This window comes from Nostoc sp. (assembly GCF_036916655.1).
Taxonomy (GTDB): domain Bacteria; phylum Cyanobacteriota; class Cyanobacteriia; order Cyanobacteriales; family Nostocaceae; genus Nostoc.
The window spans coordinates 65,070-84,688 of the sequence record NZ_JBALFY010000061.1; the positions used below are offsets into that span (position 1 = coordinate 65,070).

A 19,619-nucleotide genomic window follows, 5' to 3' on the forward strand; every position below is an offset into this window, starting at 1 on the left:
GCTCCTAGCTCCTAATTAAAAATTCTTGGATACGTTTAAGAAACTCTTCTAACTCTACGATTAAGTCAGTTGTACCTCGACGCTCTTGATCGTAAGCTAGTTGTTCTATTTTTTCTGCTGCTAGACGCATAGTTGTAACTCCCATATTGGCACTGGAACCTTTAATTTGATGGATTTGGAGCGCTATTTGCTCAAAGTCATGAGTTGCGATCGCTATTTTTATGATCTCTAGACGAGGTTGAATATCTTCAACAAATATTTGCAGTAGTTCTAATTCAAATTCTCGGTTGTTTTCAGAAAGTTGATGCAAGCGTTCCCAATCAATTGGGAGGTCAACTAAATCTACATCTGTTGTGGAAGCTGTCTGCTCTGTGGCATCTATTTCTTTTGCTCTGAATATTACATTTTTCCAATGCTCAAGCATCGCCGCCAAATCTTCTTTCATCACCGGCTTGCTCAGATAGTCATCCATGCCAGCATCTAGACACATTTGCTGGTCTTGTTTCATGGCATTAGCTGTCATTGCAATTACTATCGGACGACGACCACTAGCAAAGCTGCTTTCTTGCCAACGATGAATTTGTTTTGTGGTTTCCAAACCGTCGAGAATCGGCATTTGGCAATCCATCAGAATCAAATCGTAAGGAACTTTTTCTAATAGCTGCAACGCTTCTTTCCCATTATTAGCGACATCAGCACTGTAGCCGAGGCTTTTGAGTTGCTTCAAGGCTATTTTCTGATTTACCAAATTATCTTCAGTTAAAAGAATTCTTAATTTATGGAATTCAGGAGACGGGGAAGAAGCGGGGACGCTGAACGACTCCTGACTCTTTAAGACCAGTTGCTTCACTTGGGGAGACTCGATCGCTAAGAAGACTGCATTGGCTGTTGCTGACTCCTCTAAAACAATAGAAGCGGCAATCGTAAAGTAAAATGTGCTACCTACACCAAGCTCACTTTCAACCCAAATTCTGCCACCCATTAACTCACACAGTTGCTTGCAGATGGCAAGACCTAACCCAGTACCGCCATACTGTCGATTAATGGAGGAGTTAACTTGACTGAAAGCTTTAAATAAACGCTCCAGGCGATCGCGTGGAATTCCAATGCCTGTATCTTTAACACTAAACTGAATTTGGTCAGTAGTTGCAGCAGAATGATTAATATCGCTATTCTTGCGGATTATAACTGAAATTTCTATGCTTCCAGTTTCGGTAAACTTAATCGCATTACTGATTAAATTAATCAAGACTTGGCGCAGTCTGGTGATATCTCCCACAATCCTAGTAGGAAGCTCAGGAGTATCTAAAAATGTGAGTTTTAAACCTTTTTCTCTAGCTGTCGGCCCAAGCATATAAAGAGCCTCATGAATGCAATTTCGCAAACCAAAAGGTTCTTCTTCTAGTTCCAAGTGACCTGACTGGATTTTAGAGAAATCAAGGAAATCGTTAATAATTTTGAGTAAGGAATTTCCACTTGTATAAATGGTTTCAACAAAATCTTTCTGTTCGGCAGTCAATTCAGTATATAGCAACAAACTAGCCATACCACTTACCGATGCGATCGGAGTCCGAACTTCATGGCTAATCATTGCTAAGAATTCCTGTTTAGCAAGTTCTGCCTGTTTTCGTTCAGTCATGTCTCGCAAAATGTAAACATAACCTTGAAAATGTTCAATTTCTGTCTTGACTATTGAGGATGAAAAAGCTACAGGAATCGTTTTACCACTTTTGGTATAGCAAACGGTTTCTACCTCTTTTAATAAAGTATTTATATCTTGACCATGAGATATATCAATACATTCTATATCTGCAACTATCAGTGGATGATTATTGACTTCTCTAATAACTTTTGTGATCGATTGTCCGATTAGTTCTACTTCGTTATATTGCAATAAAATTTGTGCAGCGTAATTAATTTTTTTTATCTCGCCTGATAGTGTGGTCACTAACAACGCGTCTGCCATTGATGTCACAATTTGGTCAATATATTGTTTAGAAGCCTTTAAGTTACGTAGCAAAAGATTTGCCTCATTTGCACCTTGAAACAAAGATTGCTCAAGAACCATCCGTTCGGTTGCATCTTCGACAACAATGATAATTTGATTCCTAGAATGGTCTTGTTGGAGATTATTAGTAATCCGAATATCAATATACAAGGGAGAAGCTGAATCTTGCGATCGCCTAATTCCCTTTAATTGAAAATCATCTTGCTCTCCCTGTCGAATTGCATCGAAAATATCTTCAAGTCCCTCTAATTCAGGAAACACAATCCTAATATCCTGACCAAATTTCCCCTCATTAGGAATATCAGCAAAATGATTTACTCCCAAAGACATCTCTAGAATCTTCAAGCTTTCATCAATTATTAAATATTCAATACCACATGCAGATAATAGCTTTGTCAACAATGAGTTCATCTTACTAAATTAGCTGATTAGCTAAAGATTGAAATATTTTATCAACATTATTGCCAGTTTTAGCTGAAGTTATGTATGTGTCTAATATATTAGCTCGATCGGTGAATTGATACATTTGACGAATTTTCTCTAAATATTCGGCTGCAATCATATCTGATTTATTCAGCGCAACAACAATATAGCTTTTGGGATTAACAGCTAAAAAAGTTTGAATATGCTCCTGGATATGATTGAGTGTTTCTGGTTGTGTCACATCACCAACTATTACAGCACCTTTAGAACCTTGAAAATAATTTTTAGCAACTTCTTTAAATTTATTGCTACCTTCAATATCCCAAATTATCAACTGTAAGTTTTGTGTACTAAGTAGATCTTTCTCAGAGATATTAACCAATTTACGAGATATTTTTACTCCTACAGTTGATAGGTATTCGTCACTAAATTGAGACTCTACAAATTGGCGAATTAGACTAGTTTTACCAACACCAAAATCACCAAATAAGCATATTTTTTTAGAGATTGTAGACATGGTTGAGAAAAAGTAGAGAATATTTTATCCAAATCATAGCTAATATAAATTTAAAATTGCTTGTTTATCGGTTCTAGAACGACACAGCGACTTAACCACAAGGGATGAGTTACATCAATTCCTGGTGGTAAGTTTGTCCTACCAATGACTTGTAAACGAGATGGCTCGATACCTAATTTAATTAGTGCTTGTTGTACAGCTTTTGCTCGCGCCAGCGCCAATTTTTGAGATTTGTTCACGCTAGTATGGTCATAACTATAACCTATGATTTTTAAATGTTTATTTGGATGCTGATTGAGGAAAAACTTGATCTGTTGAACCTTATGCTGTAAATCCGTTTTCATTAAACTCGCTGAGTCGGCTTGAAAGTAAAATCGAATTTCAATCTGTGGGGGTTGTACTTGCACTGCGCTAGACACAGATTTTACACCGGGAATTTGTGCAAATGCATTAGCAATAATCTGAGCATCTGCAATTCGGTTGACAGTTCCTTCAACAGCTACTTTACCAGCGATGTATTGAGCGGAAATAGCTATATCGTCAGTCTGATTTAAAACTGCTGTAACTCGTTTAACTTCAGCAGCCGCTAATACGGGGTCTGCTGGTACTTCTACTAATGAAATTTGATTGTCAATCAACCAATTTGGAGAAGTTATTTTGACAATTTGCTCGGCTTTTTGGCGAAGAAGTTGATTAGGTAATCGTCCGGTTAATTTTAATTTATTGTGTTCTACTTGTACATTAAGCCGATATACAGCTAGTTCTGGAACAGAAGTTAGAGCCAAGGAAGTTTGATTTTCAACTGAATGTATAACTACGCTACGATATTGCCAAATTCCCCAAGGAATGAGAATACTGCTGATAACTGTTAAGACTAATATCTGTAGCGGTGATATTTTTACTTTCTTTTTATCCTGAACACCTGTATTTTTAAGTTCTTCGAGAAGTGTATTAACTTCAATCGGGATTAAATCTGGATCGCCGTCAAAATTTTCAATTAAGTTGCCATATTTTCTAACAATTGTGCTGAAGACTTGCCGCATTTTTTCAATAAATTTTTTGTTTGGTTCTCCTTGCACAACGATGGCTAAATAACAGTATCCTGCAACTTCTAAAATTATTTTAGATGTCCCATATTCAATTGCATCTAATTCTGTCATACTTCCAGATTGATTGATACAATCATTAGCGAAGCTGCGGATTGCTGTTAGCATTCCTGCTACCATTTCAGCCTCTAGTTGCTCTACATCAGAGTGCTGAATATCTGAGATAATTAAACCAGATGCTTTATGAATCAAGAAAATGGCTTGAATTTTAAATGGTAGAGCTTCTTTAAGAATTAATTCTGCTTCCGAAACTCCCTGTAACTTGGCACGAATTTTGCGTTTGATGCCTTCAACACTAAGGGTTTCTTCAACTTGTCGGTTAATGGCACGGATTGTTTCTGCCATATATTTGGCGATGGTACTACCAATAATTGGGTAGAGTGCATCTACTACAATATTCTGTTCAATTTCAATTTGCTTTTTTATCGCTCGTCCCATTGCCGGAGCGATCGCATCTGAAACTTCTTCTGGAGCTATAATAATCTGTTGGGTAATCGCGAGAGGAATTACAGGTGCGATCGCAGTACTCATGCTCATTTTATCCTGTTCAGCACGACTGCGGATAGTCTGATCGATAATCGGAGCAATTATCTGGACAATTTCTTCTCGCGAGTCTGTAATTGTCAGCCTTAAAAGCTCAGAAATCCACGGTAGTAGTAGATTTACTAGCTCTTTAGGATCATAAATTTGATGCTCAATTTTTGTTAACTTTTGTTCAAGTTTAGCTGTAATATTGTCTATTTCTGCTAACTCATATCCGACCAATATATCCCGTAATTTTTGTAATGCATCCTCTGAGTTGCCTAACTTTTCCTCAAATTCTGCAAATATTTCAATAGATTCTTCTTGAGTCGTTTGTGAGTAATTAGATGTACCTTGAGGAAAATTAAAATCTGACTCTAAATAAGCTTCACATACTTCTAATGTCACTGGAGGAAGTTGTAGTAATTCAATTTCTTCTGGAATATACTCATTCTTACGATCAGTTTTCGATGGTAATGAAGAAAAAGATTGCTCAGGTGATTCAATAATTTTGAGTTCGATTAGCAAATGCAGCAAATTATCAAGCTGCACAGCATTTTCTGGTTCCAACTCAACCGATTGAGAAATCGAATTTTCCACCTGAGTCATCCTTTTAAGAGTGCTGAGTTATTCTTGCCTTCTGACTTAACGTGAGTTCGACAGACCTCTCCCTGCCTTGAACTAAAGTTCAAGTCTATCCCTCTCCGAGTCGGAGAGGGACAGGTTTTGCGTAGTAAAACCAGGGAGAGGTCTTTTGGATGGACATGATATGACCAGTCGATTTTAAGTTGATGAAGTACACAAGCTAAATCGCAAAATCAGATACAAAGCCTGTTTTACTTCTGAATTCTGCTGTAATTACGAATGTAATTCTGCCGTACTGTTAGAGTGAGTTAACACTTTTGACAACTTTGTAGTTTCTAGAAGTGGTACAGCAGTATATTCATCGTTGTGTTCATCGGCTGCTTCTCGCAATTTGGGAATAAATTCCGTTTCTTTCAGACGCATTCCCAAGGCAAACAAAGTTTCAGCCATATCGTCTTTAGAAACTTTAGTATCTGTCAACTGCGAAAAGCGTCGCTCTATTTCTTCTAAAATTAAATCCCGTAATGCCGTGACATCATCTTGTAAGTGGACTTTAGTTTGAAAGATTTCATCTCGAATGGAGGTAGTTTGGCTATCTAAGGTTTCATCAAGCGACTGAACGCTACTAGAGAACTTTTTATTAAGTCTATCAACCTGTTGCCGTAAGTCAAGAGTTTCTTCTTGAGTTGCTAGGTTGAGTGATTTCAGCTTTTTATCTAGCGACTCAAACCCCGCTTTTAGTTCAGCCGAAAAGTTGGATTTGAGTTGATCGATATGCGATCGCGTCTGTTGTTGCAGCAGAGATATATCTGACTCCAGCTTGCTAAACCGATTTTCGTACTCTCTTAGCTGTGTTCCAAGAATAATATCGCGGATCTGATCGATATTGCCAAGCCTTTCTCGTACATCGTCTCTACTCATCTGACTCATTAGGAAAACCTCGCTTTTCGGGAATCAATTGGGAATAGAAGGTGATGCCTTTAACTGACATTTAGGCTAAAAATTCTTAGCTTATGATGTAGCTAACTCATCGAACATACTTTTAGTACATTAAAGTTATTATTCCCAATTGTTCACAAGTTATATCTCAATACGCTTGGGTTAAGGTCTACTGGCAACAATTTGGGTTTTTGAGACGCGATAAATCGCCGTCTCTACAAGTGTTTTGGGCTTATCTTAACTGTATTGAGTACACCCGTAGGGGCAATTCATGAATTGCCCCTACACCTTGCGATATAATTTTGAGTGGGAACCGCTATAAGTATCTTTACTGCTTACTCAGAAAAAATCGTTAATCTTAATTCTTTAATAAATATTATTATTTCTCATGTTTTGGCGTTACTATCTTTAGCGTTCAAAAATTGTTGGATGCGTTTAACAAAGTCTTCTAACTCTAAGATTAAGTTACTAGTACCTCGACGCTCTTGATTATAAGCTAGTTGTTCTAATTGTTCTGCTGCTAGATGCATGGTTGTAACTCCCATATTGGCACTAGCACCTTTAATTTGATGGGTTTCGTGTGCTATTTGTTCAAAGTTATGAACTGCGATCGCTATTTTAATCAACTCTAGACGAGGTTGAATATCTTCAACGAATATTTGCAGTAGTTCTAATTCAAATTCTGGGTTATTTTCTGAGAGTTCATGTAAGCGTTGCCAATCAATTGGGAGGTCAACTGAATCGACATCTGTTGTAGAAACCGTCTGCTCTGTGACAGCTGTTTCTTTTACCATGAATATCAAACTTCCCCAACGCTGTAGCGCCGCAGCCAATTTTTCTTTCATTACTGGCTTGCTCAGATAGTCGTCCATGCCGGCATCTAGACACATTTGCTGATCTTCTTTCATGGCATTAGCTGTCATCGCAATTACCATAGGACGGCGACCATTGACAAAGCTGCTTTCTTGCCAACGATGAATTTCTTTTGTCGTTTCTAAACCGTCGAGAACTGGCATTTGGCAATCCATCAGAATTAAATCGTAGGGAATTTGTTCTAATAACTGCAAAACTTCTTTACCATTGCCGGCAACATCAGCACTATAGCCAAGGCTTTGGAGTTGCTTCAAAGCAACTTTCTGATTCACCAAATTATCTTCGGCTAAGAGAATTCTTAATTTATGAGAATTAGAAGCCAGAAGTCCGGGGTTAGGAGTCAGTTTGAAATCCTGCCTCCTGCCTCCTGCCTTTTCTTCCAGCTGCCTTCCTAAGATATTCATGATGGTATCGAGGAGTCGGGATGGCTTAACAGGTTTGACTAAATAAGCCGCAAATCCGATTTTTAGCGATCGCTGGATTTCATCGCGTTGATTAGTAGAGGTAAGCATAATCAAAGGTAGCCCAGCGATCGCGGGATTTGCCTTAATTTGTTCTCCTAAAGTCATGCCATCTATTTCTGGCATCTGCATATCAATCACAGCCATGTCATAGGGATTTCTTTGCTTGGCAGCCTCCTGAATAGCTTTAAGACCAATAGTAGCCGAAGCCGCCTGATCTACCAGCATCCCCCAACGAGTAGCTTGATGGTGAATGATTTTACGATTAGTAGCATTATCATCCACCACTAATAAGCGCCGATTCAGCAAAAGTTCGGGATCGCTTTCTGAGGAAATAGGGTAAAGTTGCTTGGCGAGAGTTACTTCAAACCAAAATTTAGATCCTTTCCCGAAGCGACTTTCTACGCCCATTTCTCCTCCCATCAAGCTCACCAGTTGCTTGCAAATAGCTAATCCCAAACCTGTGCCACCATATTTACGGGTGGTGGAAGCATCTACTTGAGTAAATGGCTTAAAGAGTTTGCATTGGTCTTCAGAGGTAATGCCAAGACCGGTATCTATGACGGCAAAATAGATGGTAGCTGTAGTAGAGGTTTGCGATGGCTTCGCCGACGCCGAGGGCGGACGCAATTCTACTCGTAATACTACCTCTCCGTCGCTGGTGAACTTGATCGCATTGCTGATTAGATTCATCAGAATTTGCCGCAGGCGGCCAGCATCGCCTTGGAGGTGGGTGGGGACGTTGGGATAGATTAACGCTGCAATTTCTAATCCTTTGTTATGGGCCGGGGGAGCCAATAATTCCAACACCTCTTCTACACAGGCAGATAAGTCAAAATCTAGAGTTTCTAGCATCATCTCCCCAGCCTCAAGTTTGGAAAGATCCAAAATTTCGTTGATTAGGCTTAAGAGAGCGTCGCCACTAATGCGAATTGTTTCGATAAAATCCCGTTGCTCTGAGTTTAAGGGAGTTTCTAACATTAAACCTGTCATCCCCAACACAGCATTCATCGGAGTCCGAATTTCGTGGCTCATATTGGCCAAAAAGGCACTTTTGGTTTGAGAAGCTAATTCAGCTTGTTGTCGAGCAATTTCCAGTTCTCGGCGCTGTTGAGTTTCTGCATTTAACATTTGGGCTTGGGCTAGAGCAATACCTACTTGGTCAGCAATTTGCCGTAAAAGATGAGTTTCAAAGCTAGACCAGTTGCGGGTACTGCCACACTGATGGACAATCAGTAAACCGCAGAGTTCTTCTTTGACAAGTAGGGGTACGACTAAATTAGACTTGACTCCAAATTGTTGCAGCAATTCGATGTGGTTTTTTTGGGCTTCAACTATATCCAAGTCAGCCAGCCCCAGATTCCGTTTTTGACGGTACTGCTGTAGATAGTACTGCTGTATGTATTCGGCTTGAAAGTAAGTATCGGTGAACTTTTTCTCTTTGATTGCCAACCAGCCAGAAACTACTGCCTCAACGACAGTGTTTCCAGAGCCATCTGCCAAAGGTTGATAAATCAAAACGCGATCGCTATGAAGAATTTTTTGAACTTCAGTGACAGTGATTTGGAGAATTTCTTTGATTTGCAAAGACTGACGAATCTTGAGGGTGATTTCAGTAAATAGTTGCGATCGCAAGTTTTGGCGTTGGAGTTCTTCTTCTGCCTGCTTACGCTCGATAAACTGCCCCACTTGTTCGCCAATCGAATTCATAACTTTTGCCAAATTTGGATCGGCTTGCTGGATCTCATGGCTAAAGCAGGTAATGACACCAATGATTTTTTTACTGCTACGGATCGCAAACCCAAAAGCTCCATGCAGTTCTGCTTGGACAGCGATTTGAGAGCGGATGAAATTCTGATCTTTAACAACATCAGCAATCCATATAGGTTCAACACTAGCCCAGACACGGCCAGGTAGCCCAATTCCTGGGGTAAATGTGGTCTGCCGACTGAGGATGTCAAATTCTTGCATTTGCAGCGAAGTTTCATACCATGAATTTGACAAAAACAGTAGATTTGCTTGCTGATCTACCATCCAAAATTCACTTAAATCCCATCCCAAACTTTCGCAGATTCCTTGCAGAATTTGGGGCATGGCTTCGTTGATTGTCGTTGACTCTGCTAAAACGCGGGTTGTAGCATACTCTGCTTTTAGATGCTGTTCAGTTCGTTTGCGTAAGCGCAGTTCCTCAAAAGCATCGCTGATATCAATCCCTGTACCAACAACATATTCAACGTCGCCCTCATAGTCTCGTAAGGTAGTGTTAGCCCAAGAAATCAGTCGCCGACTGCCATCTTTCGTTACCCAATAGTTTTCGTATTTTTTAGGGCCTTCACCGGTTCGTAACTCTTCAAAAACTGCTCTTACCGGCTCTATCTCTTCAGGAATTAGAAACAGGTTCCAGAAACACCTTCCTTTCACTTCATCAAATGAATAACCAGTGGTTTGTTCACAAGCTTGATTGAAGCGAACAATTTGCCCTTTAGAGTCAAGAACTATGACCAAAGCGCTGCTTGTATCCAGAACCGCTGAGATAAAGTTGCGTTCTTTTTTCAGTGTTTCCTCTGTTAATTTCCGCTCTTTTCCCTCACGATAGATAAAGTAGTAGACTGTAGCCAAAATCAGAAAACTTAGGCAAATAGCGATCGCCTGCATCAAAAGAGTATTACGGGCACTATCTTTGGTAGTTTTTAACTGCTGCTGAAGTTCTTCTGTCTCTTTCTTTTCCATCTCACGAATGATATTGCGGATATCACTCATTAAGTTATTTCCCTGATTTGTATTTATTACCTCCAATGCAGCATCTAATCCTAAATTCTGGCGTAAGTCGATGGTCTTTTTCAGTTCGTTCAGTTTTATTGCAATTAAGGGTTCCAGGGTATCGAGTTGACTCAGTTGCTTATAATCATCTGCTGTTAATTTTCTTAGCTCCTTAATTTCAGGCGCAAGTTTGGCAATTGCTGTCTGATATGGTTTTAGATACACATCCTGTTTAGTGAGTATATAACCGCGTTGTCCCGTTTCCGCATCCTTGATGTTAGAAAGCAGTTCTTGCAAATTGTTGATTGTCAATTGGGTATTATTCAACTTTTTACTAGTATGAATTAACACTTGCGTACTTTGATACGAAATCGTGCCAATCAAGACTAAAATTGCCAATGCCAATCCAAACCCGGCGGCAACCTTTTTTAAAAATTCTTTACGTGTCTTCTGTGCCTGTTTGCGGGTATCACTTGCCAATACCAAACTTGCTAAACTCCGCCGCATTTCTAGTTGCTTAATTACCTGGCGGCCTAAAATTCGTAGTGCTTCAATTTGTTCTGGAGAGAGGTTTCTTGGTACATGGTCAACTACGCAAAGGGTTCCTAACGCATATCCTTCAGGGTTAGTTAGGGGTACACCAGCATAAAACCGAACATTTGGGTCAGAGGTAACTAGCGGATTTGTCGCAAACCTTTCGTCTTCTGTGGCATCAGGCACAATAAAAACTTCCGGCTGCATAATAGCATGAGCGCAGAATGCCAAATCGCGGGGTGTTTCTAGGGCATCCAAACCAACTTTTGACTTGAACCACTGACGATTAGTATCAATTAAGCTGATTAAGCCAATGGGAGTTCCACAAATATATGAGGCTAAACGGGTAAGGTCGTCAAAGGCCGTTTCCGAAGGGGTATCGAGAATCTTATATTGCAAAAGAGATTCGATTCGCTGTGTTTCGTTATCAGGTAATGGTGCTTTCATTCTTCAGGCTTATACCATTTTGGATTTAAAAAAACAGAATTCAAAATTCATAATTCAGGAGTCAAAACAAAATTAAGAAGACTTTGATAGTCAAAGTTTATAATTTGGAAAAAATCAAAAAAACAAAAATCTATAGCACGCTTGATTCTATATTCATTCTGAATTCTGAATTCTGATTCCTGAATTCTTTTTTGTTAAAATTTGACCCGCAACTGCCCTGTAAAAGAATCACTACCGTAGGAACTTCCCCCGGTTTCTTGATTGCGGACATTACTAAAGCTATAGCCCAAGTCTGCTTCTATATTGGGCGACAGCTTTACCGTACAGCGTGTTTGATAAGTATTAGCATTGTCAAATTCTCCTTTAAGTCGCTGCCGTCCTAAGTTGGCAGCGAGACGACAGCGTAAGAAACTGGCAATATCTCCTTCCCAAGCTACCTCACCGTTGTAAACTAGGAAGTCTGGTGGAGAAAAGTAGCCACTTGTGTGTTCTAAATCGCGATCGAAACTCCAAGTGAATAAGTTAGCTGCCAGAGAAAATTGTCCAAACTTGCGCTCTAATCGGCTAAAAGACTGCACATCAGAATTACCATCGTTGTAGTTACCCAAACGCAATGATGAAAATAAACTGGTGTTACGGTCAATCTGCCAAAATAAATCAGGCCCAAATCGCCAAGCAGTAATTTGATTTTCTAAAGTTCGGACATTAGATTTATAAGGCCCTTGTTCTAAATTACCTGATAGTACTACCGCCGATAGCAATTGACCTGATGTCGAAACTTGCGGCGACGAAATGGGAGCCTCTACTTTAGCATTGAGATTGATAGCTGTGGGTAAACGGTTGAACATATCAACCCCGGCTGCTGTTTGCAGAGTCACTTGCCCAATTTTTCCTTGCCATCCAATTTGCAAGGGAAAATTGGTAATTGATTCAACACCGCGTTGCCCAAAATAGTTAAAACCCGTCCTAAAAAATATTTTATTGCCATTACTCAATCGAAACTTAACCGTTGGTTCGAGGAAAAAATTAGTTTGGCCAAAGTTGTCTGACTCGTAGTGATAATCCGTATCAATACTTTCTAAAACAGCATCCGGTGTTCTTGGTTCTGTGGAAGTTTTTGGCGGGCTACTTTCCAAAACAGCATCCGGCTTTCCTGATTCTGTGGAAGTTTTTGGCGGGCTGGAATTCTGCGGTGGTTCGGGTAGCACTGGCGGTAATCGCAAATCAGGATTGAAGTTTTCGGGTGCTGCCATCAAAATAGGTAATCGATAGGGAAGGGGTCTTGACCCGGATTTCTCACCACATCTCTCAAAACCTTGTGCAGAGGAGCAGAGAGGCAGAGGGGCAGAGGGGAAAGAACAAGGCACATTGAACTCTCCCCTGCTCCCCTGCTCCCCTGCTCCCTTGCACCTCTGCATTTCAAGCTTGTGAGAAATGCGGGTTGAGTATTGCACTACTGACTCAGGATTATTTACTGTGGTAACTTGCTCAGTCAATTCTGAAGATAATTTCCAGTTTTGATGTGCTTGGGCAGCTTGTAACTTAGCTTCTGATAATATCCAAATACCGATGCTACAAATTAATCCCAATTTAATCTGTAGACATCCCAAAATAAACTCAGTGTAAAAACTAGATTGAGAAACAAAGAAATAACGTCTAAAACTATCTGCCATCGGTTGATACTATAAGTTGTAGATAAAAAACTTGCTGCCAAAGAATTTCCTGGCTGCTAGCTAGCCGATATATTCGGCTTGGGATTATGATGCCCACAATAGATGCTTGTTAAAACATGGGAAAGAAAAAAGACGCTACTAAACGAAGGGATGATTCGCTGTGACTTTTCACGTCATGCGGAAAAGCCCATGAAAGTAATGGCAGGCTGACACCAACGGGAAGGATAATTCTAAGCACTTTTACTATGCCTGTGTATGTTCGCACCTGAAAGTTGTATGGAGTGCGATCGCACCACATACAGCACTACACTAGACAGTAAGATGCTCAGAATAGCTTATGAACGCCACAATAACCACTTTCCCTTCTACACTCAAATTGAAAATTGACTTGACTGATGAGCAATTTTTCCAGATGTGTCAGAAAAACCGCGATTATCGATTTGAGCGCACAGCATCAGGGGAATTGTTAATTATGCCACCTACGGGTAGTGATACTGGCAACCGTAACTTTGATATGGTTGTTGAATTAGGAATCTGGAATAAAACAGGAGTCAGAATTCAGAATTCAGAATACTCTACCCATAAAGGGATAGAGTTTTCAGGCGAGAATATTTTAATTTTTTTCGCCCACCTCTTACGTGGTTTTAACCAATATTCATTACCCACTCGTACAGAATTCATACTGTTAGCGGATAGCTAAGGTTTAGCCCATTCTGACCGGAGGCGGAGCGTCTCCGGCTCCGCTCCTGAGTTCTGAATTCTTCTTATAAACAGACTCAATTAGGCAAAGGTTTTGACTCTTCAACTGGTTTCACTCTACCCAATGGTGCAGAGCGTTCTCCTGATGTTTCTTGGGTGAAAATTGAGCGATGGAATGCTTTAACTCCAGAACAACAAGAAAAATTTGCCCCGATTTGTCCTGATTTTGTAGTAGAGTTGCGTTCTCGCACTGATTCTTTAAAAGAATTGCCAGAGAAAATGCAGGAGTATATCGAAAATGGTACTCAATTAGGCTGGTTAATTGACCGTAAAAATAAGCGAGTGGAAATTTATCGTCGAGGTAAAGATGTCGAGATATTAGACAATCCTATTAGTTTATCAGGAGAAAATGTACTACCTGGATTTGTCTTAAATTTATAGCAGATTATGTAGCTTTATCGATTAGGATACACATGGCGCATTTCAAAGCGACTTTGTTCCCAAAGTGGTAGCAAAGCCTGTTTACCAGCATTTAACTGAGCTTGTGAAAAAGAAATTTTCCCATTTTCTAGAATCCAAATAAATATCCGAGTTATTAAATCTGCGTTTAAACTATTTTCATATTCACAATTATAGATTCTTGTGACTTGCTTATCCAAGCAATCTATAGCATATTTAAAAGTTAAGTTTTTCCAGTCTGTGAAATGACTATAATTTTCTTCTGGCGTATTTTTCCACTCAATTCTTTGCAAATTCCCGATAATATAGTCTATGCCTGCTATGGAAGAATCTGTATTACGCACTAAATTTGTATAGGCTTGGTAATATGGTTGCAAGAGTGAAGCAGCAATATTTTCCACATATATATGTAGCCAAGATTGGATGTCATGCAGATAAGGTACTAAATTACTGATATGGTCAATTTCCTTAATCAGCGCACGTTCGCCTGTGTAATTTGTGATTTGGGCTAGCAATTCAGCTTCCGATATTTGAGACGTTTCTGAATAATAATTAATGACTTTGGGAATATATTTTTCTAATAACCACTGTTTGGTATACCTAGCCGTCCAGGTTCCTCGTATACCGATATCTTGCTGCCATAAGCTAAATTTCTCTGTCTCAATAGGTTGTAAATTAATATCATTTAGCTTATAGATTATATGAATTTGATTTTGGGGCAATAAAGATAAGTCGCTATCGATTTTTGGGAAAATAAATGTATGATCGCGAATTCCTCGACTCACGCGAATTGATCTATTTTTTCTATGAAATAGATGCCATTCTGACTTACCTTTAGTATAATCAAATTCATTAGCAAACTGCTGCATTAACTCCCATAATTCTTGTCTTACAGAAAAAAGGACAAAACCTCGATTTCCTGAAAGCTTGGCGAATTCAAAATCCCATGTTTCTAAAGCATTTTCAAATTCTATGATTAAACTTTTATATTCTTGGCAAACTTCATCAATACACAAACACAATTCTGTTACTTCTAAGTTCGATAAAATGATTGTTGTTTGACCTAGATTTACTTGGAAATTATTTTTATCTAATTGCTTCAAAAAACGACGACATCCCCAACATGGCTGGGTGTGCAATCCTGTCATTAATTGACCCAAAATATCTTGATGATTTAAGTGAATTTTTAAATATTTAAAAAGAATACTACTGAACTCTATTTGACAATTACCTTCTCTAAAATTTTTGGGTAAATTACAGGCGATCGCAACTTTTGGTTTCACAACAACTAAACGATATCCTTCACGTATTATAGAAGGCTCAAAATCGTATTTTTCTAAAATATCCTGTAAATCTGGATAGCGCCCGATAATTTTCTCTATTAAATTATATCTAGTATGTATTAAACCTGTTGTATGGTCAAAACCTTGTATCCATGTAATGAATTGTTTAATTGATTCTGGAATAGTCATCAGATAATCTACCTGCTTGGATAAATTTGCTATGCCTTATTTTGTTCGTGTAATTAGCAATTTATCAAGTCAGTTTGGATTATATCGTGATTATAGATACTAGAATGAAACCATTAGTTTGAAAAGTTTTGGGCGATTGGAAATCGCAGCTACACAAACTTTCGTCCGCCTACGCGGACTAACGAAAAATCAAGCTTCTTAACCCACGCAGGTGGGTTTTGTCTGTATAGCCAAGCCAGTGCGGTCTTCTCCCAAAGGGAGAGGCTAGCGCCTGCCGTAGGATGCCCGAAGGGCTGTAGGGGGTTTCCCCCATGAGCAGTGTTAACTTTGGCAAGCATCAAAATCCGGGGAGATAACCTTTGTACCCATTGAAATTGTCCCACCCAAGAGAAAAAACGCCCGTCAGTACCACTATCGTTGATAGTTGGATCAAAAGCATCAATGCCAAAACTAAATTGCGATCGCGCCGCTAAAACACTGTTAGCATTACGTTGTAACCAATCTTGGGAAAAGCGAATTACTGTAACTCTTGATTTCCCATTTTCGGGGCCTTCGGTAAAGGAGAAGGGAATATCATTGAGTATATAGGTTTGACTGCGCCGTAAATCGAATGCAAAACCTAGAGCAAATTCGCTGTTTGGGGTGTGGATTAACGGTTGACGGATATTAAAAGAAAGGGTTTCGGCTTCGCTGCGGATATCTAAGTCACGAAATTCGCTTTCAATAATCCGGCTAGCGCTGTTGCTGTAGCGGACACCAATGGTTCCATCTAGGGCGTTAAAGGGAATAGAATAACTGATATTGAATTGTCTAAACCTTCACTACCAGCATATTCAGCACTGAATTTATCCCCAAACCCTAAGAAATTATCGTGAGCAATAAAAATACTCCCTTGTTCTGAGCCAACGCTAGGGGATTGGTTATTGTCAAAGACAACCCCAGCGTGAAATGGTGGCGATTCGGTAATTGTCACCTGTAAAATATTTTTACCTGGGATTGTTACCTGGGGTGCTACCTGCGGTTAACTCAGCATTAACTCGTTCAATATCATTAGGTAAATCGACAAATCCAACTCGTTCGGGTGGTAAATTCTGGGGTGGTGAAATTTCTCCGGGTTGTAAAACTTTTTCAATGCCAATAATATTAGAATTTGTTCGTAATATCTGCGCTAGTTGTTTGCCACCAGGTTCTACAGGCACATTTTTGAAGATATCTAGCCCAATAGCTAGCGGTTTATAAGTTTCCAACTTGGTCAGTAACTCTGCAATTTTCTGATCTGGAATTGGATATTGCTTAACCCATTCAATATCTTTTTCATCAATACCTACAATTACTACACGTTCATCGAGTTTTTCTACCGGACGCAGACGTAACATGGTATCTAGAAACATCCATTCTAAAGATTGCATTCCTCCAACCATACGTATTAAGGCCGCATTAGCATTTCATCTTCGGGTAATCCTTTATCTGCGATCGCAAACCCACAGTGAATTTACCAACATTTTCGTATAATTTACTACTGCATTGGCATTGTCCGCCCCCGTGGACTAACACAGAATCAAGTTCTTTAACCCACGGAGATGGGTTGGTTTTGTTTGTGTAGAAGCGATTTCTAATTACTAGTATAAAATTAGATCTTTCAAACAGCCTTTAAGGTGTTTAGTTTATCTTGTATCTTTGATCCTTCCTTAAGTTCACTCGTTGAAGTATGGGCTTATTTTAATTGGATATGAATTTCCAAGCTATGCAGAAAAGTGCAAGAATATATACCGCTAATAATATTTTGTTAATCCAGATGCAATACAGTTCAGAATGAGCAACCAAACGCTTGTAGAGACGGCGATTTATCGCGTCTCAAAAACCCAAGTGTATTGAATCCAAATGTGGATTGTCGCAAAGTCAGTAAATAAGTAAGTTGGTGCTAATATTTCCAGCTATGTTAAGGAATTTTAATGTATGGTGTGTTGTCGCCAAGCGCCGCACCGTCAACAATCTCAGGTGCGTTGCTATAAGGCATAACACACCCTACAGCTAATTTATATTTCTTCAGGTATGAGAATCTCCATAAATTTGTTTTCTCAAGACGCTCACTGATTTTTGATTTGTTTAGATGTAGCTTCCATAAAATCTAGAAAAACTTTTATGAGCTTATGGATTCCTTCGCTACCTCCTGCGATTAAACCTCCCGTCAGCAATGCATCTAAACAACGGAAAATAACTACTTGGATGGGATTATCTAAATCAATAACTACAAGTGGTTCAATTGAGCGAATACCAATTGCACTAATTAAAAGACCGAATAAAAGGGATGTCCATAGAGCAATTATTCGCGTATCAGATTTATAGGCTGTTCTTTGACGCTCTTTTTCATTTATACCATCCATTTGTGGCTTGAATATATTTAATGCGTCGTGTTGACTTTGTGTGAAATTTTGAATTATTTGCTGTTCTAAACTCATTCCTTCAGGCGGTAATTCACTGCTTTGATTTGATTCCCAAGGAGAAAGCTGTTTTTGTTGGACTTCCATAAGTCTTATCTTCTCAGATACTAGAGCTTTTTCCTGCTGAATACTAATATCTAACTGTTCGACAAATGCACCACGCCAAGTAGTTAGAAAAACTTCTAAAGAACGTTCTAATAACAAAGAAATAAATAGTTGTAAGGTAAGTAACTGAATAATATCGTTAACCCCAAATGGTTTTAAAAGGAATGGTTTAGATGATAACCAAGTGGAAAAAGTTACTACGAGAAAACTAATAATGATTAATACAATAAATAGAGGAGAATCTGGAGAAAGCTTTCGCAACGTATCTATACTCCTGTTTTGCGTCACAACATCTAACACAGCCTAGAGGTGGGAACTACACCTGCTGAGTAACTTAACAACGTTAATTTGATAGAACAGTAAATAATTTATTACCCAACTCTTTTTTCTAGGAGTGTAATGGCTACGTCACGCATCCCCACTTTCCTCTCGAAAAGATGCCTTGAGGACAGGAAGGCGATTAGAACAAGCAGCAACTAAAAACCCCTCCAAGCTCGGCTACCGTTTATACACAAGTCCAGCCACGAGTTTCCAGCCAAAAAAGATAGATTCAAATTCCCAGATAAGCTGTTGTGATTATAGGTTGCACATTGAGGCGGCAGGGGAGTAGGGTGCAAGGTAGAGGATAATCATGCTGTGATGCAATTTGCAGGCGCAACAGCTTATCTAGGTTACTTCAATCGATAACCTCTGTGAGTCAAATTTCCACAATCTATCTTTAACTGCACGGTATTGGGATAAAATTGATTGATCGCTTTTTCAGTAAGAAAGAAAAAGTCCACTACCCTAAATTAGAGTTGAGAGCGAAAAGTGGATCTATGAAAGAAGATACTATAGAGATCGCTGGTTTTCACGCTCATGTTTACTTCGATACTGCGAGTCAGGATGTAGCTGCGCGTGTACGTGAAGGATTGGGCGCTAGGTTTGACGTGCAACTCGGACGCTGGTTTGACCACCCCATCGGGCCCCACCCACAAGGGATGTATCAAGTTGCTTTCTTACCGAATCAATTTGCTCAAGTCGTTCCTTGGTTAATGCTCAATCGTGAGGGATTGGATATTCTTGTCCACCCAAATACAGGCGATGCTGTCTCAGATCATACGGAGCATTCTTTATGGTTAGGAAAAAAGCTAGATTTGAATACCGAGTTTCTTCGACAGGTTAGTTCAACTTCATCTAATTAAAGGAAGTAACCGACTTTATTGAGTAAAAGTTCTGAACTAGGGCGTGAAATTTTTTCTATTGTGATTAATAAAGTCCAATTTCTTGATAAATAGAAGTTTCAGCCTATACTTAAGAATAAGAATTAAATAACATACAATTGATGTCCCTAGTTTAACTCACCCTCAATCTATCTTCTTATAAACGAGAAGGAGGCCAGAGAGAGGATGAAGTTTTCCATCTTATTTAATTCACGTTCCTTAAGTTAAGTCTAGCGGAAAATGACTCCTCTTGTAGAGATCGCAAGAGGAGTTATTTTCTCAGAGATATGTAGTATTGTAGCCCACATTCCGCACCCAGAACTGTCACACCCCAAAGAAACGAATCTATTTAGTACATCCGAACTAATGATTGAGAAAATTGACTAGAATTTA

The 19,619-nt window shown here is 39.3% G+C and carries 9 protein-coding genes and 4 pseudogenes; 3 read left to right on the forward strand and 10 right to left on the reverse strand.

All coding sequences use genetic code 11. The features are described from left to right. Positions 1–4: 4 nt before the first annotated feature. The 7 genes and pseudogenes from V7L31_RS14850 to V7L31_RS14875 form a co-directional block, all read right to left on the reverse strand. A pseudogene (locus V7L31_RS14850) lies at positions 5–1,630 on the reverse strand (ATP-binding protein); the annotation flags it as partial. Positions 1,631–1,642: 12 nt separating this feature from the next. Beyond that, positions 1,643–2,419 (reverse strand): annotated as a pseudogene (locus V7L31_RS32630) (PAS domain-containing protein); the annotation flags it as partial. Positions 2,420–2,423: 4 nt separating this feature from the next. Next, a complete protein-coding gene (locus tag V7L31_RS14855; RefSeq protein WP_334696936.1) occupies positions 2,424–2,948 on the reverse strand; it encodes a Rab family GTPase in 525 nt (174 codons plus the stop codon). A 50-nt stretch (positions 2,949–2,998) separates the two neighbouring features. Further along, entirely contained in the window at positions 2,999–5,185 is a 2,187-nt protein-coding gene (locus tag V7L31_RS14860) for an OmpA family protein (RefSeq protein WP_334696937.1), read from the reverse strand. Positions 5,186–5,434: 249 nt separating this feature from the next. Next, positions 5,435–6,091, reverse strand: a complete 657-nt coding sequence (locus tag V7L31_RS14865; RefSeq protein ID WP_334696938.1) for a hypothetical protein — start codon at positions 6,089–6,091, stop codon at positions 5,435–5,437. Positions 6,092–6,486: 395 nt separating this feature from the next. Continuing rightward, positions 6,487–11,175 carry a response regulator gene (locus V7L31_RS14870; RefSeq protein ID WP_334696939.1) on the reverse strand — a complete coding sequence of 1,563 codons (4,689 nt, stop codon included), beginning with the start codon at positions 11,173–11,175 and terminating at the stop codon, positions 6,487–6,489. Positions 11,176–11,369: 194 nt separating this feature from the next. Next, on the reverse strand, positions 11,370–12,848 hold the full coding sequence (locus V7L31_RS14875) for a hypothetical protein (RefSeq protein ID WP_334696940.1): 1,479 nt from the start codon (positions 12,846–12,848) through the stop codon (positions 11,370–11,372). Positions 12,849–13,185: 337 nt separating this feature from the next. On the opposite strand from V7L31_RS14875, the gene V7L31_RS14880 reads away from it, so the two are divergent. After that, positions 13,186–13,548 carry a Uma2 family endonuclease gene (locus V7L31_RS14880; protein WP_334696941.1) on the forward strand — a complete coding sequence of 121 codons (363 nt, stop codon included), beginning with the start codon at positions 13,186–13,188 and terminating at the stop codon, positions 13,546–13,548. Between the two features lie 68 nt (positions 13,549–13,616). Continuing rightward, positions 13,617–13,988 (forward strand): annotated as a pseudogene (locus tag V7L31_RS14885) (Uma2 family endonuclease); the annotation flags it as partial. Positions 13,989–14,002: 14 nt separating this feature from the next. Here V7L31_RS14885 and V7L31_RS14890 read toward each other — a convergent pair. From V7L31_RS14890 to V7L31_RS14900, 3 genes and pseudogenes are all read right to left on the reverse strand, one after another. Next, positions 14,003–15,478: a hypothetical protein gene (locus V7L31_RS14890; RefSeq protein WP_334696942.1), complete on the reverse strand. Its 1,476-nt coding sequence runs from the start codon at positions 15,476–15,478 to the stop codon at positions 14,003–14,005. Positions 15,479–15,795: 317 nt separating this feature from the next. Continuing rightward, positions 15,796–16,899 (reverse strand): annotated as a pseudogene (locus V7L31_RS14895) (CHASE2 domain-containing protein); the annotation flags it as partial. A 666-nt stretch (positions 16,900–17,565) separates the two neighbouring features. Continuing rightward, complete coding sequence (locus V7L31_RS14900; RefSeq protein WP_334696943.1) at positions 17,566–18,324, reverse strand: hypothetical protein; 759 nt, start codon at positions 18,322–18,324, stop codon at positions 17,566–17,568. Between the two features lie 518 nt (positions 18,325–18,842). Between V7L31_RS14900 and V7L31_RS14905 the strand changes: the two genes are divergently transcribed. Then, complete coding sequence (locus tag V7L31_RS14905; protein ID WP_334696944.1) at positions 18,843–19,208, forward strand: DOPA 4,5-dioxygenase family protein; 366 nt, start codon at positions 18,843–18,845, stop codon at positions 19,206–19,208. Positions 19,209–19,619 lie beyond the last annotated feature (411 nt).